This window comes from Brumimicrobium salinarum, assembly GCF_002844555.1.
GTDB classification, from domain to species: domain Bacteria; phylum Bacteroidota; class Bacteroidia; order Flavobacteriales_D; family Crocinitomicaceae; genus Brumimicrobium; species Brumimicrobium salinarum.
This window is the reverse complement of sequence record NZ_PJNI01000001.1, coordinates 439,275-462,651: the sequence shown is the minus strand read 5'-3', so window position 1 is coordinate 462,651 and position 23,377 is coordinate 439,275. Positions and strand designations below refer to the sequence as shown.

The 23,377-nt window shown below is 35.3% G+C and carries 19 protein-coding genes; 9 read left to right on the top strand and 10 right to left on the bottom strand.

Annotated elements, in window-relative coordinates:
* The first annotated feature begins 5 nt into the window (after positions 1 to 5).
* Positions 6 to 941, top strand: coding sequence for an Omp28-related outer membrane protein (locus CW751_RS02075; protein ID WP_101333293.1), 936 nt, complete (start codon positions 6 to 8; stop codon positions 939 to 941).
* Between the two features lie 88 nt (positions 942 to 1,029).
* A complete protein-coding gene (locus tag CW751_RS02070) occupies positions 1,030 to 1,806 on the top strand; it encodes an enoyl-CoA hydratase/isomerase family protein (protein WP_101333292.1) in 777 nt (258 codons plus the stop codon).
* 88 nt (positions 1,807 to 1,894) lie between these two features.
* Here the strand turns inward: CW751_RS02070 and CW751_RS02065 are convergent, their stop codons facing one another.
* Positions 1,895 to 2,236 (bottom strand): DMT family transporter, encoded by a 342-nt coding sequence (locus tag CW751_RS02065; RefSeq protein ID WP_101333520.1) that lies wholly within the window; start codon positions 2,234 to 2,236, stop codon positions 1,895 to 1,897.
* Positions 2,237 to 2,425: 189 nt separating this feature from the next.
* Here CW751_RS02065 and CW751_RS02060 point away from each other — a divergent pair, with 189 nt between their 5' ends.
* The 3 genes from CW751_RS02060 (at position 2,426) to CW751_RS02050 (ending at position 9,048) form a co-directional block, all read left to right on the top strand.
* Positions 2,426 to 5,878 carry a pyruvate carboxylase gene (locus CW751_RS02060; protein WP_101333291.1) on the top strand — a complete coding sequence of 1,151 codons (3,453 nt, stop codon included), beginning with the start codon at positions 2,426 to 2,428 and terminating at the stop codon, positions 5,876 to 5,878.
* 231 nt (positions 5,879 to 6,109) lie between these two features.
* Positions 6,110 to 8,005: a M1 family metallopeptidase gene (locus tag CW751_RS02055; protein ID WP_165779190.1), complete on the top strand. Its 1,896-nt coding sequence runs from the start codon at positions 6,110 to 6,112 to the stop codon at positions 8,003 to 8,005.
* A gap of 380 nt (positions 8,006 to 8,385) precedes the next feature.
* Positions 8,386 to 9,048: a uracil-DNA glycosylase family protein gene (locus tag CW751_RS02050; protein WP_101333290.1), complete on the top strand. Its 663-nt coding sequence runs from the start codon at positions 8,386 to 8,388 to the stop codon at positions 9,046 to 9,048.
* 40 nt (positions 9,049 to 9,088) lie between these two features.
* Here the strand turns inward: CW751_RS02050 and nadB are convergent, their stop codons facing one another.
* The 6 genes from nadB to CW751_RS02020 all read right to left on the bottom strand — a co-directional run bounded on the left by nadB (position 9,089) and on the right by CW751_RS02020 (position 15,490).
* Positions 9,089 to 10,555, bottom strand: a complete 1,467-nt coding sequence (gene nadB / locus CW751_RS02045; RefSeq protein WP_101333289.1) for an L-aspartate oxidase — start codon at positions 10,553 to 10,555, stop codon at positions 9,089 to 9,091.
* A complete protein-coding gene (nadA, locus tag CW751_RS02040) occupies positions 10,545 to 11,513 on the bottom strand; it encodes a quinolinate synthase NadA (protein WP_101333288.1) in 969 nt (322 codons plus the stop codon). Before nadA ends, nadB begins: the two co-directional genes overlap by 11 nt.
* Before the next feature lie 347 nt (positions 11,514 to 11,860).
* Positions 11,861 to 12,232, bottom strand: coding sequence for a hypothetical protein (locus tag CW751_RS02035; protein ID WP_101333287.1), 372 nt, complete (start codon positions 12,230 to 12,232; stop codon positions 11,861 to 11,863).
* A 286-nt stretch (positions 12,233 to 12,518) separates the two neighbouring features.
* Positions 12,519 to 13,523, bottom strand: a complete 1,005-nt coding sequence (locus CW751_RS02030) for a cytochrome-c peroxidase (RefSeq protein WP_101333286.1) — start codon at positions 13,521 to 13,523, stop codon at positions 12,519 to 12,521.
* An 11-nt stretch (positions 13,524 to 13,534) separates the two neighbouring features.
* A complete protein-coding gene (locus tag CW751_RS02025) occupies positions 13,535 to 14,299 on the bottom strand; it encodes an MbnP family protein (RefSeq protein ID WP_101333285.1) in 765 nt (254 codons plus the stop codon).
* A 129-nt stretch (positions 14,300 to 14,428) separates the two neighbouring features.
* A complete protein-coding gene (locus tag CW751_RS02020) occupies positions 14,429 to 15,490 on the bottom strand; it encodes a right-handed parallel beta-helix repeat-containing protein (RefSeq protein WP_101333284.1) in 1,062 nt (353 codons plus the stop codon).
* Positions 15,491 to 16,039: 549 nt separating this feature from the next.
* Here CW751_RS02020 and mfd point away from each other — a divergent pair.
* Positions 16,040 to 19,378, top strand: a complete 3,339-nt coding sequence (gene mfd / locus CW751_RS02015; protein ID WP_101333283.1) for a transcription-repair coupling factor — start codon at positions 16,040 to 16,042, stop codon at positions 19,376 to 19,378.
* Between the two features lie 136 nt (positions 19,379 to 19,514).
* Here the strand turns inward: mfd and trxA are convergent, their stop codons facing one another.
* Positions 19,515 to 19,868, bottom strand: a complete 354-nt coding sequence (gene trxA / locus CW751_RS02010) for a thioredoxin (protein WP_101333282.1) — start codon at positions 19,866 to 19,868, stop codon at positions 19,515 to 19,517.
* A gap of 129 nt (positions 19,869 to 19,997) precedes the next feature.
* Positions 19,998 to 21,005, bottom strand: a complete 1,008-nt coding sequence (locus CW751_RS02005) for a T9SS type A sorting domain-containing protein (RefSeq protein WP_101333281.1) — start codon at positions 21,003 to 21,005, stop codon at positions 19,998 to 20,000.
* A gap of 426 nt (positions 21,006 to 21,431) precedes the next feature.
* Here CW751_RS02005 and CW751_RS02000 point away from each other — a divergent pair, with 426 nt between their 5' ends.
* The 3 genes from CW751_RS02000 (at position 21,432) to CW751_RS01990 (ending at position 22,553) form a co-directional block, all read left to right on the top strand.
* Positions 21,432 to 21,794, top strand: coding sequence for a single-stranded DNA-binding protein (locus tag CW751_RS02000; RefSeq protein WP_101333280.1), 363 nt, complete (start codon positions 21,432 to 21,434; stop codon positions 21,792 to 21,794).
* A gap of 84 nt (positions 21,795 to 21,878) precedes the next feature.
* Positions 21,879 to 22,205: a single-stranded DNA-binding protein gene (locus CW751_RS01995; RefSeq protein ID WP_101333279.1), complete on the top strand. Its 327-nt coding sequence runs from the start codon at positions 21,879 to 21,881 to the stop codon at positions 22,203 to 22,205.
* Positions 22,206 to 22,232: 27 nt separating this feature from the next.
* The gene (locus CW751_RS01990; protein WP_240612514.1) at positions 22,233 to 22,553 is read left to right on the top strand and encodes a single-stranded DNA-binding protein; all 321 of its coding nucleotides are present in this window, start codon (positions 22,233 to 22,235) and stop codon (positions 22,551 to 22,553) included.
* Between the two features lie 99 nt (positions 22,554 to 22,652).
* Here the strand turns inward: CW751_RS01990 and CW751_RS01985 are convergent, their stop codons facing one another.
* A complete protein-coding gene (locus CW751_RS01985; RefSeq protein ID WP_133122099.1) occupies positions 22,653 to 23,354 on the bottom strand; it encodes a lycopene cyclase domain-containing protein in 702 nt (233 codons plus the stop codon).
* Positions 23,355 to 23,377: the final 23 nt, after the last annotated feature.

The following is a 23,377-nucleotide window of genomic DNA, read 5'->3' as shown; positions in this document are numbered from 1 at the left end:
GAGTAATGAATAATTTAAATTACGTACTATTTATTTTGATCAGTTCACTTGTTTTGCTAACCAGCTGCGACAAAGTAGATCATCCTTATGAAAAGGTGGCAAGTGTTAATTTGGATACTACTTTATATCCTAATGGAACATGGGATGATTATTTAGCAAATGAATATCCTTCATTTTCTCAAAATACAAATACAAATGTGAATGTATTAATTGAAGATTATACAGGACATAAATGTAATAATTGCCCTACAGCAGCAGATATCGCACACGGAATACATGAAAACAACCCAAATCGTGTTTTTGTAGCATCTATTCATATTGACCCTGGAGCAAATTTATCTTTTCAATCTGCATTTCCAAATGCCACAAAATATTATACTGACCATACTAATCCAGATGCTGTGGTTTATGGTAAGGAGTTTGAGAATGGATTTAACTTCGGTGGAAATCCAAATGGAACAGTCAATAGAAAAACGGTTGACAACAAAATGTTTGATCTTTCGGGTACATGGCAAAGTAGAACCTCTGATATACTTACAGCAAATGATTTAAAAGTAAATATTCAATCAGTTTTTAATTATTATCAGAGTACCAACGGAGGTTTTTTACATGTTGAAGCAGAAAAGAAAACAAGCGAAGCCATTGAAATGAACGCAGTTGTTTATGTAATTCAAGATTCTCTAGTGGATTGGCAATTGATGCCAGATAACACACATAACGAATTTTATATACATCGTGATAAACATTTAGGCAGTATCGATAACAATCCATTTGGAATAAAGGCTTTTGATGCAGACGCTCCAGTGGGTGAAAAAGTTTTACTCGATTATTCCTATACACTACCCGCAAACATCAATAAAGAAAATCTCCATTTTTTGATTTATGTGTATGATGTAGATACGTATGAAATTCTTCAGGTCATCAAACAAAAAATTGAATAATTAATCAACTTTCTTTGATGTTTTTCGTAATTGAAGTGTTGACTTTGACAATACAGTCTATTTCCTTACTTTAGCACAAAAAACAAACATGAGTTACGAAAATATAACGACAACACAAAAAGAACGTGTTCACTACATTACAGTAAATCGACCAAAACAATTAAACGCCTTAAATAAGGCAACAATTCAAGAATTACATGAAGCTTTAAAATCTGCTGAAGCAGATGAAAACACACGTGTAGTTATATTGACAGGAAGCGGTGAAAAAGCTTTTGTTGCTGGAGCTGACATTAAGGAATTTGCTGATTTTGATACTGAAAATGGTAAACAACTTGCAGCAGAAGGGCAGAAAAAACTTTTTGATTTTATTGAAAACCTATCTAAACCAGTTATTGCTGCAGTTAATGGTTTTGCATTAGGCGGTGGTTTAGAACTTGCAATGGCATCACACATCCGCATAGCATCAGATAATGCTAAACTAGGACTTCCAGAAGTATCTTTAGGTGTTATACCAGGATATGGAGGAACACAACGTTTATCGCAATTAGTAGGACGAGGAAAAGCCATGGAATTGATCACTACCGCAGGGATGATTTCTGCCAGTGATGCTCAAAACTGGGGACTCGTCAATCACGTTGTTCCACAAGAAGAATTGATGGCTTTGGCAGAAAAAATAGCGCTTAAAATTTGTAACAACTCTGGTAATGCCATTAAATCAGCAATTAAGGCTGTTAATGCCAACTACCAAGCCAGTGTAAACGGCTATGAAGTTGAAGTTGCTGAATTTGGAAATTGCTTTGGAACACCAGAATTTATTGAAGGCACAACAGCATTTATTGAAAAAAGAAAACCAAAATTTAAATAGAATATATTTGAAAACTTGAATTTTTCAGAGAGAAACATAAACACATAATCGTTTTGTTTCTCTTTGAAAACTCAAGGTAATTACTTTTCTAAGTTTTACTGCTCACCATTTGTAATCCAACAATTGAAATAATTAAAGTCAATAAGAAAAACAAACGCCAAAAAGTAACTGGTTCTTTAAATAATACAATACCGCCAATCACTGTTCCTATTGCCCCGATAGCTCCCCATACAGCATAAGCTGTTCCAACAGGAATTGCGTGTTCTCCTCCCATTGCTTTAAAAAGCAAATACATGCTAATACTAACACATACCACAAAAGTAATTAACCAGATCCATAATTCTTTACCTGAACTTTCTTGTGCTTTTCCTAAGCTAATTGCAAATCCGGTTTCAAATAAACCTCCAATAATCAATAAAATCCAATTGATACTCATTCTATAATTTTAATGGTTAAAGATAAGAATTAAAACCTACTCAAAAGTTTGCAGAAATTTCTACAACAACCTTTTTCATAAATTTTCTAAAAATGAAGTGAAAGTGTTCAAAAATCATTCGAAAATCACGATATTAAGGCAAATTGCATTATAAAATACCCAAAAATTACAAAAAGCCAATAGATGAAAATTAATAAAGTTCTCGTTGCCAACAGAGGTGAAATCGCCATTAGAATCTTTCGTTCTTGTACAGAAATCGGATTAAGAACCGTAGGAATTTACACTTTCGAAGACCGTTATTCCTTACACCGTTACAAAGCGGATGAAGCTTATCAAATAGGAGAAGATGACGATCCAATTAAACCTTATTTAGACATTGATAAAATTATTCAAGTTGCTAAAGAAAATAACATCGATGCCATTCATCCCGGATATGGATTTTTATCTGAAAATGCAGATTTTGCCCAAGCCTGTAGAGACAACGGAATTATATTCATTGGTCCAGATGTTTCTGTTTTGAAATCATTAGGTGATAAAGTCATGGCCAAACAAGTGGCTATCGACAACAATGTTCCTATAATTGAAAGTAATAAAAAGGAACTCACGACTGTTGATTTAGCACTTGAAGAGGCTGATAAAATTGGTTATCCTGTCATGCTAAAAGCCGCTTCTGGTGGTGGAGGTCGAGGAATGCGTGTAATTCAAAACAAAGATCAACTGAAACAAGCTTACCCAGAATCTAAACGGGAAGCAAAAGCAGCGTTTGGAGACGATACTGTTTTCATTGAAAAATACGTACAAAACCCAAAACATATCGAGGTTCAAATCCTTGGTGATCAACACGGCAATTTAGTTCACATGTACGAACGTGATTGTTCTGTGCAACGTCGTTATCAAAAAGTAATTGAAATTGCTCCTTCTGTTGATTTAGCAGAAGAGGTAAAAGAAAAATTGTATAAATATGCCTTAGACATTGGTAAGGCTGTAAATTACAGTAACGCTGGAACTGTTGAGTTTTTGGTTGATGAAGATCAAAGTATTTATTTTATTGAGGTAAATCCAAGAATTCAGGTAGAACACACCGTTACGGAAGTCGTTACAGGAATTGATATTGTAAAATCGCAGTTGTTTATCGCTGGTGGTTATAAATTGGGAGACGAACAAATCAAGATTTTTAGTCAAGATACAATATCTACGAATGGTTTTGCAGTGCAATGTAGAATCACAACAGAGGATCCTAAAAATGATTTTAAGCCCGATTATGGAACAATCACCACTTACAGAAGTGGAAGCGGTTTCGGAATTCGATTAGATTCTGGGAGTGTTTACCAAGGCGTAACTATTTCTCCCTTCTTTGATTCTATGTTAACGAAAATCACGGCCAACAGTAGAACTTTAGATGGCGCTTGTCGAAAGATGCGTCGTGCTTTGGCTGAATTTAGAGTGAGAGGTGTAAAGACCAATATGGCTTTCCTCAACAATATTCTTAATGATTCTACTTTTAGAGAAGGGAAAGTTACGGTAAATTATATTGCCAATACGCCAGAGTTGTTTGACATTCAGGAACCGAGAAACAGAGCAGAGAAAATGCTAAATTTCTTAGGTGATATCATTGTTAATGGAAATCCTGATGTTCAATCTTTCGATCCAAATAAGAAATTGGTAAAACCGCAAGTGCCTAAATTTGACAAACAAGCTGCGTATCCGAAAGGAACAAAAGACTTGCTTACAGAATTAGGTCCAGAAGAATTTTCTAAATGGTTGAGCAAGGAAAAGAAAATTCACTACACAGATACGACTATGCGAGATGCGCACCAAAGTTTGTTGGCGACACGTATGCGTACCTACGATTTAGAAAAAGTAGCCAAAGGTTTTGCCATGAATCACCCTGAAGTTTTCAGCATGGAAGTTTGGGGAGGTGCTACTTTTGATGTGTGCATGCGCTTTTTGAAAGAAAATCCGTGGGAGCGTTTACGTATTTTGCGTGAAGCCATGCCCAATGTACTTCTACAAATGTTATTGCGTGGTTCAAATGGTGTGGGTTATACAGCATATCCCGATAATTTAATCGAACGTTTTGTAAAGGAAGCTTGGGAAAACGGAGTAGATATTTTTAGAATTTTCGATTCTCAAAACTGGATGAAATCAATTGGTCCAGCGATTGAACACGTGCGAAAAAACACCAATGGATTAGCAGAAGGTTCAATGTGCTACACTGGCGATATTTTAGATCCAAATGAACAAAAATACAATCTGAAATATTATTTAAATCTTGCCAAAGAGATTGAAAACTCCGGAGCACATATTTTGGCCATTAAAGATATGGCAGGATTGCTTAAACCTTATGCAGCCAAAGAATTGGTTACTGCTTTAAAGTCAGAAATTAAGATTCCAATTCATTTACATACACATGATACTTCATCGGTACAATCGGCTACGTATCTCAAAGCTATCGAAGCGGGAGTTGATGTGGTAGATGTGGCACTCGGCGGATTAAGCGGTTTAACTTCTCAGCCGAATTTCAATTCTGTTGCCGAAGCCATGCGTTTTCAAGAAAGAGAAAACAAAATGGACATTCAAAAACTGAATGAATATTCTAACTATTGGTCGGATGTGAGAGATTACTATTATCCGTTTGAATCTGGATTGAAATCTGGAACGGGAGAAGTGTATAAACACGAAATTCCTGGAGGACAATATTCAAACTTATTGCCACAAGCGGAATCTTTAGGCTTGAGAGACCGATTTACAGAAATCACCGACATGTACGCCAAAGTCAATGACTTATTTGGCAACGTGATTAAGGTAACGCCAAGTTCGAAAGTTGTGGGAGATATGGCACAATACCTCGTGAGTAACAACATTACTATTGAGGAATTTATGGAAAAAGGAGAATCACTTTCCTTCCCAGAATCGGTGAAAAGCTTCTTTAAAGGTGATTTGGGTCAGCCCGTTGGTGGATTCCCAGAAGAAGTACAAAAAATTGTGCTAAGAGATGAACAGCCATATACTGATAGACCTAACGCACATTTAGAACCGATAGATTTCGATAAAGAATTTGCCGAGTTTAAAAAAGAATTTGATCAAGGCATGGACAGAGCTTGGGAAATTACCGATTTCTTGTCCTATAAATTATATCCAAAAGTGTTTGCTGATTTATACAATCATTACACGAAATTTGGAAAAGTGATGCAAATTCCAACGAAAAACTTCTTCTATGGACTACAACCGGGAGAGGAAATCATTGTAGAATTAGACAAAGGAAAAACGCTCTTAATTGAGTTGATTTCAATCACAGAAGCCAATGAAGATGGTGAAAAAACGGTTTTCTTTAAACTCAACGGTCAAACCAGAAGTACAGACATAAAAGACAACACTATAGCCGTAGAGAAAGTCGTTCATCAAAAAGTAGACAAAGAGAATCCAAATGAAGTGGGTGCTCCACTACAAGGATCTTTGGCTTCCATAATGGTAAAAGAAGGCGATGTCGTGGAGAAAAACCAAGGATTATTCGTCATTGAAGCCATGAAAATGGGAACTACAATTTGTGCAAACGTCGATGGGAAAATCAAAAAGATTTACCTGAAAGAAGGAACGATGGTACACGCCGATGATTTGGTTGTGGAAATGGAATGAATCTAATATTTACGATGAATCGTAAATATTAGATAGGGAGAGGTTTTAGGGAGAGGTTGCCGATTTTTTATCGGCAGAGAGAGGAAAAAAAGGAGAGTTTAGAGATGGTGTAAAAGGTAGTTTTTTATACTGTAGATGCGCACGGCCGTGCGTATCTACAGTTATAAAAAAAAACACGGAAGACATTTTGTTATCTTTGCGCCACGTGTAATTTTAAAATTTGCCAATATCATGTTCAAATCAACAAGAATTAAAGAAATCACTTTTCTTATCGCTTGCGTTTTTCTCACAGAATTAACATTTTCCCAAAACCTCTACCAACCCCGTAGCGTAAAACAAGCCTATGAAAATGGTACACGTGCAATGGATGGAAAGCCAGGTGAAAACTATTGGCAAAATCGTGGTGTTTATGACATGCATATCACTATCGATCCGCCAAACAGAACCATAAAAGGAAAACAAACGATTTCTTACACCAATAGCAGTCCAGACACCTTAAAAGAATTGCGCTTTAAGTTGATATTGAACCACCATAAACCTGCTGCACCGCGCTTAAGAACTGTAACTGACGATTATCTAACTTCGGGAATGCACATTAATTCCTATACAGAAAATGGAGTTCAAGCGGAATGGAACAGCGAAAATGACGGTATCAATAAGAAAATTCGTTTGCAAGAACCTTTGGCGCCAAATTCAACTATAGAACTTGGTTTTGACTGGCATTTCGATGTTTCTAAACAAAGTGGAAGAGAAGGTGCTATTGATTCTACTACCTTCTTTTTGGCCTATTTTTATCCACGTGTTGCAGTGTATGACGATTACGAAGGTTGGGACAGAATGCCTTACGCAGGTTCGCAAGAATTTTACAATAACTTCAACGATTATACTTTTCAAGTCACTGTTCCTAAAGATTATATCGTTTGGGCAACGGGAGATTTATTGAATCCGAGAGAAGTTTTAACTTCAAAATATGCGGATCTACTTGAAAAATCAATGGTTTCCGATGAGGTTATTCGCATTGTAGATCAAGAAGATGTCAAAAAAGGTGGAATCACCCAACAAAAGGAAAGCAACACATGGAAATGGAAAACGGATAACATCAATGACATTTCCATCGCCACGAGCAATCACTACAATTGGGATGCTGGAAGTGTTGTGGTAGACAATAAAACAGGACGCAGAGCAAGTTTTCAATCTGCTTATGATGAATCATCGAAGGATTTTAAGAAGATGGTTGAATATGGAAAAAACACTTTAAAATGGTTTTCGAATAATACGCCTGGCGTTCCTTATCCCTACTCTAAAATGACAGTTGTAAGAGGATTTGCAAACATGGAATACCCAATGATGGCCAATGATTCTTCTAATGATGATGAGAAGTTCACCCGTTTTGTGATGCAACATGAAGTAGCGCACACCTATTTCCCTTTCTACATGGGAATCAATGAAACCCGCTTTGCCTTTATGGATGAAGGTTGGGCTACAACTTTTGAATATTTAATTGGAATTGAAGACTTAGGCTATGAAAAAGCAACGGCAAATTTTAAACAATTTAGAGTTGAACGTTGGAGTAATAATAATTCATTAGAACTAGACTTGCCAATTATTACGCCTTCTAATATCATGAGTGGTTTAGGTGCCGGCACAAATAGTTATGGAAAAGCTGCACTCGCCTATCTTGCACTACGTGATTATTTAGGAGAGGAAAAATTTCTGTCTGCATTACATGGCTTTATGGACCGATGGAATGGAAAACACCCTATTCCATGGGATATGTTTTATTCTTTTAACGACATCACAAGAGAAAACCTCAATTGGTTCTGGTACAATTGGTTCTTTAGCAACAACTACATGGATGTGGCATTAAAAGAAGTGGAGGTAGATGGGAAAAAAGTCACTTTACAAATAGAAAATATTGGTGGAATGGCCGTTCCATTTGATGTAAAAGTAAAACTCAAAAACGGTAAAACAAAAACTTTTCATCAAACCCCAGCCGTTTGGAAAGAAGATCTTACGCAAACAACAATTAAATTAGAAAACCTGAAAAATATTGTTGAGATAAAGATTGAAGGTGGAATATGGATGGATGCGGATCCTGAAAACAATAATTGGAAAAAGAAAGACTAAAGTCTTTCTCAGTTTTGAGTGATAAAATATTCTGAAATTGATTTTATTGTCGGAAGAACAAAAATTCTTTTTATAGTTTTTATTTTATCACTGAAATAGTGTGAAGTAAACATTAATCCTTTACATAATTATTCGTGGTTTTGGAGGCGCATTATCTTTTTTAGAAGGTGGAGCGAAATAGAAGCCGCTAATAATGGAGGAAGTTCTGAAGCTTGCGGAAGAAATCACCGACATTATCGGCTTTTATAAGTGGAGACAATAAAAAAGATCAAGCGCTAGACTTTTTTGCTTTACTTTTTTTGGTAATGAAAAAAAGTAAAAAATATTAATTCAAAGTAGATTTAATGTTCGGAGACATAATTTATTATTAAATTAAATACATGTTCAAACACCAACATCCATTTCCTCCATACATACCCGAAGGCACAACGAAACTCATTGTGGGAACGCTTCCTCCTCCGCGTTTCACAACAGGCGAACTTAAACCCGGCGATGTTGACTTTTGCTATGGTTCTCGTGACGGACAATTGTGGCAAATTATCGAGCGCATTTTCGGTATAAAACTAGATTATGAAAATACAGGGAAAGCCATTCAACAGCGTGAAGACTTCCTTAAAACACATAAAATTGGAATTTGCGACATGGTGGAATATGCTTTCCGCAATAAAATAGATGCTTCTGATTTAGGTATTCAAGAACCTGTTTTGCGTCCCTTGATTTCTTTGCTCAAAGAACATCCAAGCGTAGATACTTTGTTGTTTACGGGAGGAAATTCTAAAAATGGTCCCGAATATTTGTTTCGTAGACATTTAAAAGACTATCCTGAAATTCAACTTACAAGACAAGGTGAAACAACTCCAAAAGTTCATACACTTGAATTGGAAGACCGCATTATTAAAACAGTTTCATTAACCGCGCCATCTGGTGCAGCCAATAGAGCAGTGGGAAGCATGGCCTTGTATAAAAAACTGAAAGCAGAAAACCCCAAGATGAATACAATTGATTTTAGGGTCTTGCAGTATGGAGAGTTTTTGAGAAGATAAACTTTGAAGTAAATCATTATACGTTAAGGGGATCTGTCAATCATACCATCAATTCTTCCACTAAATCAAAATGCCATTTAAAGTGAATAACATCAAGTTCTTGAGTAGGAAGTTGTTTTAATTCATTTTTACATTTCAATAATAATTCCTGAAGCGACTTCTTCTCTTTCTCTGTCTTTTGGATGAAGTAAGCTGTCAACTGGATTCTTAACTGCTGACGTAATTCATTAATTTTATCAAATGAATTATGCTCAAGTTGAAGGCTGTTTAAACTCTTTTTAATTAGTGTTTGAAATGTGACTTTTGGTAGTTCTTTGACAATTGATTCGGTCATGTTTTTGGTAAAAACAATGGCTTCCAATAATGAATTTGACGCCAAACGATTATTGCCATGAAGTCCTGTATTGGCGCATTCTCCAATCGCATAAAGTTGTGGAACATTGGTTTTTCCGTTGATATCTACTTGAATCCCACCACAACTGTAATGAGCAGCTGGCGTAATTGGAATCGCTTGTTGAAGTAAATCATATCCGGCTTTCAAACAATAGTTGTAGATATAAGGAAACTCATTTTCGAGTACTTCTTTGGCAAAATGTCGGCAGTCCAAATAAACGTTTTTGGTTGCTGTATTTTTTAATTCTTGGTAAATGGCAGCAGAGACGATATCCCGAGTTGCCAATTCTGCTCTTGGATCATATTTAAACAAAAAGCGCTCTTCATTTTCATTAATGACATAGGCTCCAGCTCCTCTCACTGCTTCAGAGATTAAGAACATTTGCTTTTTATCTTGTTCTTTAAAAGCAGTCGGATGAAATTGTATAGATTTTAAGTTAGAGATTTCCGCACCGATGTTTTTCGCCAATGCAATTCCGTCTCCCGAAGCAATTGAAGAATTTGTGGTGTATTGAAACACTTGTCCCATTCCACCAGTTGCCAAAACAATAATTTTTGCCGTTAATATGCGCGTTGATTTTTCCTCGTAATTGTAAAGTACAGCTCCAGCTATTTCTTTTGTTTCAGATAAAAGCAATTCTATTACCTCGCTGTATTCAAAAACGGTAATTGAAGGATGTTTGCTTAATTCTGCAATCAATTGATCATGAACGGCTGCTCCTGTTTGATCTTTTACATGTAAAATTCGCGCTTTTGAATGTCCACCTTCGAGTCCTAAATGATATTTATTTTTGAAATGATCGAACTTTACACCCCAGTTTTCCAATTGATGAATTCCATCGTGAGCATGTTCTACCACATATTTCACAACTTGGGCATTCGCTTTGTTTTGAGAAGCTTTTATCGTGTCTTCAATGTGATTGATATAACTATCTTTCTGTGTTGACATCACCGCGGCAATTCCACCTTGTGCCATGCGGGTATTGGTCTCCTGTAATTTAGATTTACTAATTACACCAATTTTTAACGTCGGCTCTTTTTCGGCTAAAGAAAGTGCTTGAGACAAACCAGCTATGCCAGCGCCTACAATCAATATGTCAAATTTAGTTTTCAACGGGAGCGGGGTTTAGAGCTGAGAATTCAATCATTTTTACAATCGGTTCTTTTGCCTTTTCGAAAATGGAGTCTGCAATGTTTATTTCTGGCGTTTCGTGCAATAAACAGTTGTAAACTTTCTCTAATGTATTGACTTTCATAAAGGCACATTCGCTGCAAGCACAGGTATTGTCTTCATGAATCGGTAGCGGAATCAATGTTTTGCCAGGCGCCTGTTTGCTCAATTCGTGCAAAATTCCAGCTTCGGTTCCTACAATAAAAGTTTGGTGCTCCGATGTTTTGATGTAGTTGATCATTTTACTTGTTGAACCCACGTAATCCGCAACATCTAAAATATGCGGTTCAGATTCTGGATGTGCCACCACTTTAGCCGATGGATTTTCATTTTTGAGCTTCAATAATTTATCGAAAGAAAATGCTTCGTGAACAATGCAAGCGCCTTCCCAAAGGACTAAATCTCTTCCCGTTTCTTTAATCAAGTATTTCCCTAGATTTTGATCTGGAGCAAAAATCAACTTTTGTTCTGGCGGAAAAGAATTGATGATGTCCACCGCATTTGAAGAAGTACAAACAATGTCACTTAAGGCTTTAACTTCAGCCGAACAATTGACATAAGTGACCACTTTATGATCGGGATACGCGTCTACAAAAGCTTTAAATTGATCAGGCGGACAAGAATCGGCAAGTGAACAGCCTGCTTCTAAATCTGGCAAAACAACTTTACGAGATGGATTTAATAATTTTGCCGTTTCAGCCATAAAATGAACGCCCGCAAAGACGATAATATCTGCATCTGTTTTAGAAGCTTCAACCGCCAAACCTAAACTGTCACCAATATAATCGGCAACTTCTTGGATGTCTTTTTCTTGATAATAATGCGCCAATACAACTGCATTTTTTTCCTTTTTAAGATCAATTATGGCGTTTTTAAATTCTTCTTTCTTCAGCTTTTCCATCTCTATTCATTTGTCTTTTTTGTAACCAAATGTCTACCTTTTTATTGCCAAAAAATAGAATAGCAAAAAGCTACTCTTCTGTATTTTAAGACATCATTTGGAACAATTTCATTTCTAAAATGAGGATTCCCTCTTTATTTAGTAATCAATTTTTAATCAACGCTATCAAATCCTAATTTTAGGTTGAGATAGTTTGATTCCAAAGGTATAGATATAGAAAATGATAAAAAATGACAGAAATCACTTTCAGTCAAGACAACGACAAGGGTTTGTTATAACTAGATGATTAACAATCGATAGTGTCTTAAAATAAAAAGATAAAAATATCTTATTTGATGCGATTAGATTTATACCGCCAGCAAACGTTGAAAATCTGACATCAGAATATAAACTCGATTTTCTTTGATATCATTAAGTTCAATATGCACTAATTTAGATCGGTTCAAAAACTTAAGTTCTTGGTAGATATTGTCTTCTTTTTCAAAAACTAAACAATGCTGATCTTCAATTTGATCCAAAATAGATTGCATCAATGGAATCGCTTCATGAATTGGATTTGCATTCAGCTGACTCTGTTTTTTACTGCTTAACATCAAAACCGAAGAAGCTATTGCTTTGATGTCGGCATGTGCATTTAAGAAGGCCTCAAAAGAAGTGATTTCTATTAATTGAAAAGCTTCATAATCCTTAGTTTCCAATTCAATTTCTGCAATATTCATGTGCTTTTGGTTTTTCTATTCTAAAAAATATACAACAAAAATAAGCGATAGCAAGGTGAATAAAAATGACTTCCATCAGCAAATATGGTTTGAGAAAAAACGTGCGTGTTTTAAAAGCAAAAAAGAAACAATTCCCAAGGACACTTAGAGAGATGAGAAAATGTAGATCTGGGAATCGTTTCAATTTTTAATCAACTTAGCAGCTCAATTGCTTTGTTGTCTGGTACAAATGTAATAGGTCTTTTTCGATCAAAATATGATGTATATCATAAAGCAAAAAAATGCACTAATTTGGATTTGAAAGTGCAGGATTTGTAACAAAACTTTGGTCTGTTAGTGTTTTTAAGAAAGCTATGAGGTGATTGGTTTCTTGTTGCGAAAGTTGTATACCTCCGTAAGCAGAGTATTTCATTAAAGGAGATAAATTTGGGGATTCATGCACCACTCCAAGACTATAAAACTGTATGACTTCTTCTAATGTTTCGAATCGTCCATCATGCATATAAGGAGCAGTAAGTTCAATATTACGCAATGTAGGTGTTTTAAACTTTCCGAAATCATTCATATCCCCTGTTATGGCATATAAGCCAGCGTCTGGATCCAAATCCAAGCCATTATTTCCAAAAATATTATCGTGGAATAAAACCGTTCCGTGACAGTGAAAGCAATCTCCTCTTTCAGTAAAAAAGATGTCGTAACCATCCCATTCTTCAGGAGTAAGGTTCACTTCTCCACGCATAAAACGATCAAACTTAGCGTCCGTTGAGTTCAACGTTCTAAAAAACTGAGCCAACGCATACGCAATTTCCTTTGCTGTAATTTCCGTAACACCATAAGCTTGTTTAAATAATGTTTTATAGGTAGCATTGTTGTTTACAACTTGAATATTGGTTTCAAAAAAATCCTCGACTTCAAACATCATCACATCTTCAAGTGAACCTTGTACTCCGCCATTCCATAAATACTGATAATTCCATGCTAAATTAATATGCGCTAAGCTATTGGACTCAAAAGTAGTGAACGCTTTGGTTTGATCATGACATGATGCACATGACTTATCCTGATTTTTAGATAGAATTTTATCATAATACAAAGCCCTTCCCAAAGCGATAGCTTCTTCTGTAGGCTGATTATCATCTGGAATCACCATGTCAGGAAAATTAGAAGGATAATCAATATTTACAGGTGTAGGTTGATAGGTTTCATAGGTTTCCACCTCATCCTTTTTACAACTTAAAAAGAAGAAAAAACCAATTAAAATAAAAGCGAATATGTTAAGTATTTGTTTCATGAAATTACAGTTTATTCAATGAAAAACACGTCAAAGCCATTGTTTTTGACCAGCTCCTGTTTATTTTGATCTCCCATCATTCCATTTGAAATTGTTGTTAAATCAAAAGTATTTGGGTTTTTAAACCAATTCTGAATTTCCATTCCAAGAGAAATATCAAAAGAACCATTGGATACATTGAAACTCAAAGGTAGTTCGACCTGAAAGTAATTTTTGTTATTATTCAAGGGTCCCGTATGGAAATTAAAATGATTATAACTTCCAGATTCTTCGTATCGGCCTTCTAACTTCATATAATGATATCCACCGCCCATCATCATAGGCCATTCCATCGCTGCCTCAGGAAAATTACTAAAAGTTCCTGTTTGGTTCATTGTAGAATCTAAACCAAATGTAAAACGCAGTTCTGTATAATCCCCATTTGATATTGGGCTGGTAATTTTCTTATCCTTGAATCCTTCTTCTCGCGCATCAACATAGATGGCGTCAGCAATATGCACCTCATCTCCGTTTGACCGAACAAAAACGACATTAGAAATAAAATAACGAATGGTTTCTATACTGAAGGTATTTCCAAACTCGTTTATGTACATAACTGTATCGAAAACTACCGCTTGATTATCTACTTTGTGATGAAATCTTAAATACGAATCAACCGTTATTGGTGATGGATCGGAGGCAGGCTCTGAATTGTCCTTCTTACATGAAAACAGAATTACAGATATCAAAAGAAATGACAATATAAACATTCCGGTTTTTTTTAGAATTGCTTTCATAGTACTTGTGTTTGATTGTATTCAAATATACAGCGGAGAGAGGGATTAAAAAATGATTTCAATCATGTTTGCCTTTTCTTCGTTTTAACACATTCTAAAAATGAAAATCAACTTACGAATACAAACCAATTATTGATTTTCAAAAGCTCCGGCATCAAGCGAACCTATCGTCCTAGTATTACCATCAAAATCTATACTTGGGAAATCCGTTAATCCAACGGCATAATTGATCGCCGAAGAAGCATTCGTTAAACGCAGATTTCTGTTCGAAAAATCAACAAAACCAAGATTACCATTACTGGTGATGTTTTTCTCTTGATTAAACGGAACATTAGCATAAATATAAGTTGACCCTCCATCTGTACGAATTAAAATATTGGCCAACAAATCAACAGTAACATTACTCAAATCATCGTTTATTCCGATTGTAGATTCTGTATTCGACACAATGGTGTTAAAACGAACAAGAGCACTTCCGATATGATTAGCTGTTTCTCCATTACTCGCCAAATGAATTCCTCTTTTTCCATTATCAAAAATCACATTATTTTCGATGAGTAATTGTTTTGCATCTCCAGGATGATCTGAAAAGTAACTTATTCCGTGATCTTTTGCACGATAGAGTTTGTTTCTCACAATAGTTCCATACGTTCGAATGCTTATGCCATTGCCATTGTCATTGATGACATCGTAAATGGTGTTTTGTTCTATCTTGACGTTAAATCCTTGAAAGTAAATACCATGATGTGGCGATCCAAATTGACTTGAAATGTTGCTTGTGGCTACATTGTGAATAATATTGTTTTTAATTACAGTATTCACATGGCCCTCGGGTGCTAGGATTCCATTCTCCTTAATGTTATAGATTTGATTATTGAGAATTTGTACACCATCGGAAGAGCCACTGTTTCTAAAACGAATAGCATCTTCTTCAATATTTCTAAAAATACAATCTTCGATAATGAGATTATTTACATCTCTAATTTGCAATCCATCTCCAGAAATATCTTCAAAAACACAATTTCTAATAATCGTTCCATCATATCCATGACCATCAATTAGCACTGTTTCTTTAAACGTCATATTCTCTATCACGCCTGAAGGAAGATCTTTAATTACCTTTTTCTTTTTGCAAGAAGAAAAAGACATTAAACCTAAAAAAAGCAGTGTATAAAGGATATATCTGTTCATTGTTTAAAGCTTTTGTGAGATTAAAATTAATGAAAAACTCTATAGAAAATATATTATATATAATAAGAACATTCATTTTGATCAAAGAATGATATGACTAAAACTATATGCCTCAAGAAACAGTAAAGGCTTAACCCGAATTATTCACCAATCTTAAAGTTTAAGAATATTAACATCCGTAAGTCAGTATTTTAACTGTATTTCCTGTAAAATTTGAGAAACCCATTTTTGGGTATTTGTGTATTTGTAAGATTTTGATTTAATTTTGATCTATTCGTCGTTACAAGCCCCGCGAAATATACATATATTACTTTAGGTCTTGTGCCTAGAATAGATTTAAAATTAAATGCATGAATAATCCGGGTTAATGATTTTTACTATCAAGATATCATTGTGCACAAATCAAATGACGTATATTTTTGAATACCTAACTTTTCAACGATTCTATTCCTTTTGAAACTTCCAATTACAAAAAAAACAATCCCAAACTCCCAATGTTATGAATAACGCAATAGTTAGTTTAACTTTGCAAACCCAATTGAATAAGGCATGGATATTAAAACAATAAAGGCAAAATTTAAAAAATCGGAAGGGGTACAGAAAACCATTCAGCAACTGGAGAATAGGCCTAAGCAATTGCAGTGGAAAAATGTAATTGGAGCCAGTAAGGCTTTTCATGCGAGTGCTACTGCCGAACAAGTGCCGGGACACCATTTGTTTATCTTGGAAGACAAAGAAAAGGCGGCTTATTTTTTAAACGATTTGCAGAACCTTTATCCTGATGATGATAGAGTGGTTTTTTATCCTGCTTCTTACCGAGTGCCTTATAAATTGGAGGAGGTTGATAATGCCAATGTAGTTGGTCGAGCGGAAGCTTTAGACAAAATTACAAAATCGCCCAACTCTTGGATTGTGACCTATCCAAAAGCATTGTTTGAACGTGTGCCTACCAAACAAAAACTTTCTACCAATACCTTTAAAGTGGAGAAAGGTGAGGAATATGAATTGGAATTCCTCAACGAATTTTTGCTAGAACATGAGTTCAATATTGTTGATTTCGTTTACGAACCGGGTCAATTCTCTATTCGTGGTGGAATTGTAGATATTTTCTCGTATTCCAATGATCAGCCTTTTCGTTTGGAGTTTTTTGGAGATGAGTTGGAAACCATTCGTACTTTTGATCCTGTTTCCCAGCTTTCAATTAAAGAACATGCATTTTTTCATATCGTTCCTAATATTCAGTTGTCGCTCGACCAAGCAGAAAACGGAAGTTTCCTTTCTTTTGTGGGGAATGAAACTACAATTTGGATCAGTTCATACAAAGAAATTAAAGGTCAGCTGGAAAACGAATATAAAAAAGCAGCGAATATTTTTAATGAATTGCCGGATACTGGCGTAACGCATTCAAAACCTTCAGAATTGTATTTTCATGCAACAGAATGGGAGAAAGAAGCGCCACTTTTTTCGCAAATTGAATGGGGTCCAGATTACACCAATAAAAATGCAGATAAAATTGAATTCTCGGATAAACCACAACCGGCGTTCAATAAGAATTTCGATTTGTTAACCGAGGATTTAAAACAACGCAAAAACTTAGGTTTTACCAATCTGATTTTCTCTAATCAACCCAAACAAATCGAACGATTAATAGACATTTTTAAAGATATTCAAGCTGATGCCGAATTCACACCGATTCATAGTTCCATTCACGAAGGGTTTATCAATGAGGAATTGAAATTGGTTTGTTATACCGATCATCAAATTTTCGAACGTTACAACAGATTCAGATTAAAAGAAGGATTCCGACAAGCCAAGCAAGCACTGACTTTAAAAGAATTGCACGATTTACAAAAAGGCGATTATGTTACGCATATCGATCATGGAGTGGGTCGTTTTAGCGGATTAGAAACAGTTGATGTCAACGGAAAACCGCAAGAAACGATTCGTTTGGTGTATAAAGACAACGATGTGCTTTACGTTTCCATTCACTCTTTGCACCGCATTTCGAAATTCACAGGAAAGGACGGAACAGCGCCTACGATGAACAAATTGGGTACACAAACTTGGGCGAAATTAAAAAACAAGACCAAGAAGAAAATCAAGGAAATTGCCTTCGATTTAATTCAATTGTACGCCAAAAGAAAAAGTCAGCCCGGTTTTGCTTATGCACCCGACACTTATTTGCAAAACGAACTCGAAGCGTCTTTTATTTACGAAGATACACCGGATCAATTAAAGGCTACCGAAGCAGTGAAAGAAGACATGGAGAAAGATACGCCCATGGATCGCTTAATTTGTGGAGATGTTGGTTTTGGGAAAACAGAAATTGCGGTGCGCGCTGCTTTTAAAGCTGCTACCGATGGAAAGCAAGTGGCTATTTTAGTTCCTACGACCATTCTTTCTTTACAACATTACCGTAGTTTTAAAGAAAGATTGAAAGATTTTCCTGTTAGAGTTGATTATGTAAATCGTTTTAAGACAACCAAACAAACCAATGAAACATTAAAAGATTTAGAAGAAGGAAAAATTGACATTCTCATTGGAACGCACAAAATCGTTGGAAAAAAGGTAAAATTCAAAGATTTAGGTCTTATTATTATTGATGAAGAGCAGAAATTTGGCGTTTCGGTAAAAGATAAACTAAAAACGCTTAAGGCAACGGTAGATACTTTGACATTGACCGCAACACCAATTCCGAGAACTTTGCAATTTTCTTTGATGGGCGCGAGAGATTTAAGCATTATCAATACGCCACCGCCCAATCGTCAGCCTGTTTTGACAGAAGTTATTGAATTTGACGAAGAAATTATCAGAGACGCCATTTCTTATGAAGTGAGTCGAGGTGGACAAGTTTATTTCGTTCACAATCGCTTGGAAAACATTAAAGAAGTTTCAGGCATGATTCAGCGTTTGTGTCCTGGCGTTCGCGTTGCCATTGGTCACGGTCAAATGGATGGAAAAGAATTGGAGAAAATCATGATGGGCTTTATCAATCATGAATACGATGTTTTATTGGCGACAACCATTATCGAGTCGGGAATTGATATCTCGAATGCCAATACGATGATCATCAACAATGCCAATAACTTTGGATTAAGTGACTTGCACCAGTTGCGTGGTCGAGTGGGAAGATCCACCAAAAAGGGATTCTGTTATTTAATTGCGCCGCGCTATAACATGTTAACCTCAGAGGCACAAAAACGATTAAATGCCTTGGTTCAATTCTCTGATTTAGGAGCAGGGTTTAGCATTGCCATGAAAGATTTAGACATTCGTGGTGCGGGTAATTTATTGGGTGGAGAACAATCAGGTTTCATTGCCGACATTGGTTTCGACATGTATCAAAAAATATTAAACGAAGCCATCGACGAATTGCGTCAATCTGAATTTAAAGAATTATTTGAAAATAGAAACACTGATGATTATCAGCAGTTCATTCAAGAATGTGTCTTAGAAACCGATTTAGAAATCCGAATTCCAGACGATTATGTGAACAATGTTTCGGAGCGACTTTCTTTATATCAAGAATTAGATAGCTTGCAAACTGAGGAGGAATTGAAAGCCTTCGAAGCACAATTAAAAGACCGTTTTGGACCTATTCCAAAAGCAGTTGAAGATTTATTTCAGTCCATTCGTTTAAGACGAAAAGCACAAGAAGTTGGTTTCACGCGTTTAATCATCAAATCCGAAAAAATGATTGGATATTTCCATGAAAATCCAGAACATCTTTATTACCAAAGTCCAATTTTCACGCAAGTATTAAACTTCGTTCAAACGAATCCAAAAGGCGTAAAAATGAATCAGAAAAATGAGAAGTTGAGATTGATTTTTTCGGATGTAAAGAGCGTAGATGATGCGTTGGAGAAGGTGAGTAATGTGATGCGGTAGGGTAATGATGAGTTGTAGGGTAATGATGAGTTATGAAAGATGAATGTTGAATTGCACCATCATTATGAACGTTGAATTGCACCACTATTCATAACTCATAATTCATCGCTCATCATTAAACATTCATCATTCATAATTAAACAAGCTCTTTCTCAATAATCTCTTTCAATGAGTTTTTTGGAAGCGCACCTGCTTGCATCATAGGTTCCTTTCCTACAGGAATGAAAAGCATACTTGGAATGCTTCTTATGCCAAAGACTGCTGATAATTCTTGTTCCACTTCTGTATCTACTTTATAGATTTTTACTTTTCCTTTGTATTCTTCAGAAAGTTCTTCTAAAATTGGCACCACCATTTTACATGGGCCACACCAGTCCGCATAAAAGTCAATGATTGCCGGGACATCATCTTTGTATTTCCATTCTTTTTCAGTTGTATAATCAAACACATCCGATTTAAATTGTTCTGCTGTTAAATTTATTGTTGCCATAATCTTAATCTTTAAGAACAAAGGTCCGAATTTTACTATAGAATGTGTGTAACTCATGTAACTTACATAAACTCAAAAGCCAGAAAAAGTTTCCTCTTTCTGGCTTCGTTTCATTATCATTCTCTTGAATTATTGCTTAAGCACTTTAATTTGTTTAGCTCCATTTACAATATAGTACACACCTTTTGGCAAATCATTCATATTAATGAGTGTTTTCTTTGATGGAGAAATTGAAACCTGCGTGTTTTCAGTTACTTCTATACCGACAGCATTAAATATACGTATAGCTTGATTTTCTTTTACACCCATTAAAGTCACTGTATGAACCACAGGGTTTGGATAAGCCTGTAAGACCTCTAAGTCTTTTTGTTCAACTGAAACGATTGGGAAGGTCTTCTGTGTTCCATCAAAATCTGTTTGTGTTAACCTATAATAAGAAATCCCTGCGTAAGGTGCATCGTCTGTATACGAGTACTCTTGAACTTGTACGCTGTTACCTGCACCTTCGATGTATTGTAAATCTTCCCAATACTTTCCATCAACAGAACGCGCAATTGTAAAAAAGTCATTGTTTGTCTCTGTTGCTGTTTTCCATGAAAGCTCAACTTGACGGTCTTTTTTGATTGCATCGAAAGTAATGAGTTCGATGGGGAGTAAAGAAGTCCCAGGCACAGTAATATAACGACTTCCGTCATAACCTTTCATTTTAATTTCAAATACAATTTCATTACAATATAAACTTTCCACTGTTGCAGAATTACAATCAGAATCACCTTTCCAAATATTACCAACAGTTTTACCAGACCCTTCATCTAGAGAGTTGGGTAGGTCAAAAAAAGAAGTTTCATTATTACAAATAAAAACACCTTGAAGAGTATAAATTTGATTAAAACCTGTTTCAGTTCCATTACTATTGTAACTCTTTATTGAGTAGTCAAACAGTATATTATAGTTATAACCATTAGGACAACTATAGGGAGGGGTTCCAGAATTTAAAATTTCAATTCCAGTAGTAACTAACTCAATCACTATTGTCTTATTTCCTTGAACTTCCACAGAGGTTGTAAAATGATTTTGAGCTGTAAGGCTAAAGCTAATGACTATAGCAAAAAATAAAGTAATAAAAAATCTAATCATTGTGCATGCATAATTTAAAATTGAGTGCAAATATAACTAAACTTCATTAAGGCGTATATAACATTTGTTACATAAAAACAGGTTTCGCTAATCTCTCTGATGCTTATACAAATGAAAGGCCTTTTGTTCATTTTCAACATTATTACCATTCCGCTTTCTAATAATAGTACTTCATTTTATCGGATTATTGGTGTTAAAAAAATACTACACCAAAAAAACATCAAAAATCTTCACTTTTTTATTTTTTCATACAACTCTTATTTTAAAGTGCTGTAAACGGTTTTAACCACTTACAAACGAAAGACATTCGACAACAAGCGACAAATAACCGAATCTGATTTAGGACTTACCCCACCTTTGCAGTGTCGATGGCTGAGAGTCAGCTTGATAAACAGTTCAAACTATTATTAATTAAAATTTACAGACATGAACACATTAAGAAACACAGTTAGTTTAATCGGTCGTTTAGGTGCAGATCCAGCAATCACACAATTCGGTGATAAGAATTCTCTTGCACGTTTTAGTCTAGCAACAAACGAGGCTTATAAAGACAAGAAAGGCGAATGGGTAGAAAATACTACATGGCACAATGTCGTTGCCTGGGGTAAGACCGCAGAACTTTGCAAGCAGTTGCTCAAAAAAGGATCTGAAATTGTTTTAGAAGGAAAGTTAGTCAACGATTCTTACGAAACTAAAGAAGGTGAAAAACGCTACAAAACAGAAATCACATTGCGTGAATTTATGGTATTGAACCGTGATAAGGATGCAGATAAAAAATCAAAAGCATAATCCTAAACAAAATCGTATGAGTGCTCAGGAAACACTTGGGCACTCTTCATAAAAATTAAATAGTAATCCTAAACACATAAAATCATGAGAGTACAACAAATGAATCACGTTAATTTAATAGGTCAAATGACATCTGATCCAACATTCGTAGAAATGGAAGGAGGAAAAAAAATAGCTCGCTTTTCATTATCGACAAAAGAAACTTATCTCGATGCTGAAGGAAATACCAAAAACTTAAAAAATTGGCATCGTGTTACGGCATGGGGGAAGTGGGTTCCTGTATTAGAACAGTTAGGATCAAAAGGTCAAGCATTAGCCATCGAAGGTCGATTAAGATCACGTTTTTATAACAATAACGGTCAGCGAAAGTCGTTTACCGAAATAGAAATAAACGATATGGTAATTCTATAAATCAAATTTTAACTAAAAATCAAAATCATGAGAAATCAAGTTCAATTAATCGGAAACATAGGTATCGACCCTGAGATCACAAACTTTGAAAGTGGCGCAAAAAAAGTGCGTTTTACACTAGCAACAAATGAGCGATATGTAGATAAGGAAGGGAATAAACATGATAAAACATTTTGGCACAATATTCATGCATGGGGCCCTACTGCAAATTACATTGCTAAGTCTGGTAAAAAAGGCACGCAATTGGCTATTACAGGCAAGCTAATTACAAGAAAGTACCTATCTAAAAAAGGAGTTTCAAAATCTTTCACCTCAATTGAGGTAAAAAACGCTGTAGCATTGAGCTAACAAACTAACACTCGCTAATTAACTTAATCAATAACCACCTAAATCAAACGGTATGCAACCATAGGTTTGCGATTAAGACTCAAAAAGTACGTGGCCTTGCTACGTACTTTTTTGTTTGTTTTCCCACAAATTACGGAAATACTCATGTATAATAATTACGGAAAAAAGCAGCAAGAAATTAAAACAGATGAGCTCTAAAGGAGTATAAAAAATCTTCATCTCTAATATTTTATTTTCATTGAAGTGAAGAATAGATATGTTTTTCCCTATCCTCATAAATATACCATTCACAATTAAAAGCGGAATTTGAACACTAAAGAAAGAAATACAAAAATAAGGATACCAACGTGGAGTAAATCCAAAATAAACGATCCAATTCAGTAATCCAGCTCCTAAAAAGGTTGTAAAAGTAAACACATTATCCTTGTACATGACAGCTGTAACAATAGCGAAAAGGGTAAACAAAAGAGCAAAATAATACGAAAGACGAACCGGACGGTAAGATGAAGAATAAATTTTTACTGCTTCATAAATGAAAACACCTGCATATGGGATGGTAAAAAGCAAAAGATATCCTTCAACAGGAACATTATAAAGTGAATATCCTGTTAAACCGGTTTGACTATAGCTCCAAACTCCAACATCAGTAAAATAGATAACCAAAGCCACAAATACACTTCCTACACCCAAAAGAGCGGGAAATAAGGTTTTCCAATAGGTGTAAAAACGTATTTTCTTTTCAAACGAAAGAAGTAAGAGAAAAAGGATAATTAATACATTAATCCACATATACAAACTCATTGATTATCTATTTTAAAGGGACA

Excerpts from the sequence above, each read along its gene's own strand:
- CW751_RS02070 (WP_101333292.1), top strand. The coding sequence starts at position 1,030 with ATGAGTTACGAAAATATAACGACAACACAAAAAGAACGTGTTCACTAC.
- trxA (WP_101333282.1), bottom strand. The coding sequence starts at position 19,868 with ATGGCAACAATAAATTTAACAGCAGAACAATTTAAATCGGATGTGTTT.
- CW751_RS02005 (WP_101333281.1), bottom strand. The coding sequence starts at position 21,005 with ATGATTAGATTTTTTATTACTTTATTTTTTGCTATAGTCATTAGCTTT.
- CW751_RS02050 (WP_101333290.1), top strand. The coding sequence starts at position 8,386 with ATGTTCAAACACCAACATCCATTTCCTCCATACATACCCGAAGGCACA.
- CW751_RS02020 (WP_101333284.1), bottom strand. The coding sequence starts at position 15,490 with ATGAACAGATATATCCTTTATACACTGCTTTTTTTAGGTTTAATGTCT.
- CW751_RS02060 (WP_101333291.1), top strand. The coding sequence starts at position 2,426 with ATGAAAATTAATAAAGTTCTCGTTGCCAACAGAGGTGAAATCGCCATT.
- CW751_RS02055 (WP_165779190.1), top strand. The coding sequence starts at position 6,110 with ATGTTCAAATCAACAAGAATTAAAGAAATCACTTTTCTTATCGCTTGC.
- CW751_RS02035 (WP_101333287.1), bottom strand. The coding sequence starts at position 12,232 with ATGAATATTGCAGAAATTGAATTGGAAACTAAGGATTATGAAGCTTTT.
- CW751_RS02025 (WP_101333285.1), bottom strand. The coding sequence starts at position 14,299 with ATGAAAGCAATTCTAAAAAAAACCGGAATGTTTATATTGTCATTTCTT.
- nadA (WP_101333288.1), bottom strand. The coding sequence starts at position 11,513 with ATGGAAAAGCTGAAGAAAGAAGAATTTAAAAACGCCATAATTGATCTT.
- CW751_RS02000 (WP_101333280.1), top strand. The coding sequence starts at position 21,432 with ATGAACACATTAAGAAACACAGTTAGTTTAATCGGTCGTTTAGGTGCA.
- CW751_RS01995 (WP_101333279.1), top strand. The coding sequence starts at position 21,879 with ATGAGAGTACAACAAATGAATCACGTTAATTTAATAGGTCAAATGACA.
- CW751_RS01990 (WP_240612514.1), top strand. The coding sequence starts at position 22,233 with ATGAGAAATCAAGTTCAATTAATCGGAAACATAGGTATCGACCCTGAG.
- CW751_RS02075 (WP_101333293.1), top strand. The coding sequence starts at position 6 with ATGAATAATTTAAATTACGTACTATTTATTTTGATCAGTTCACTTGTT.
- CW751_RS01985 (WP_133122099.1), bottom strand. The coding sequence starts at position 23,354 with ATGAGTTTGTATATGTGGATTAATGTATTAATTATCCTTTTTCTCTTA.
- mfd (WP_101333283.1), top strand. The coding sequence starts at position 16,040 with ATGGATATTAAAACAATAAAGGCAAAATTTAAAAAATCGGAAGGGGTA.
- CW751_RS02030 (WP_101333286.1), bottom strand. The coding sequence starts at position 13,523 with ATGAAACAAATACTTAACATATTCGCTTTTATTTTAATTGGTTTTTTC.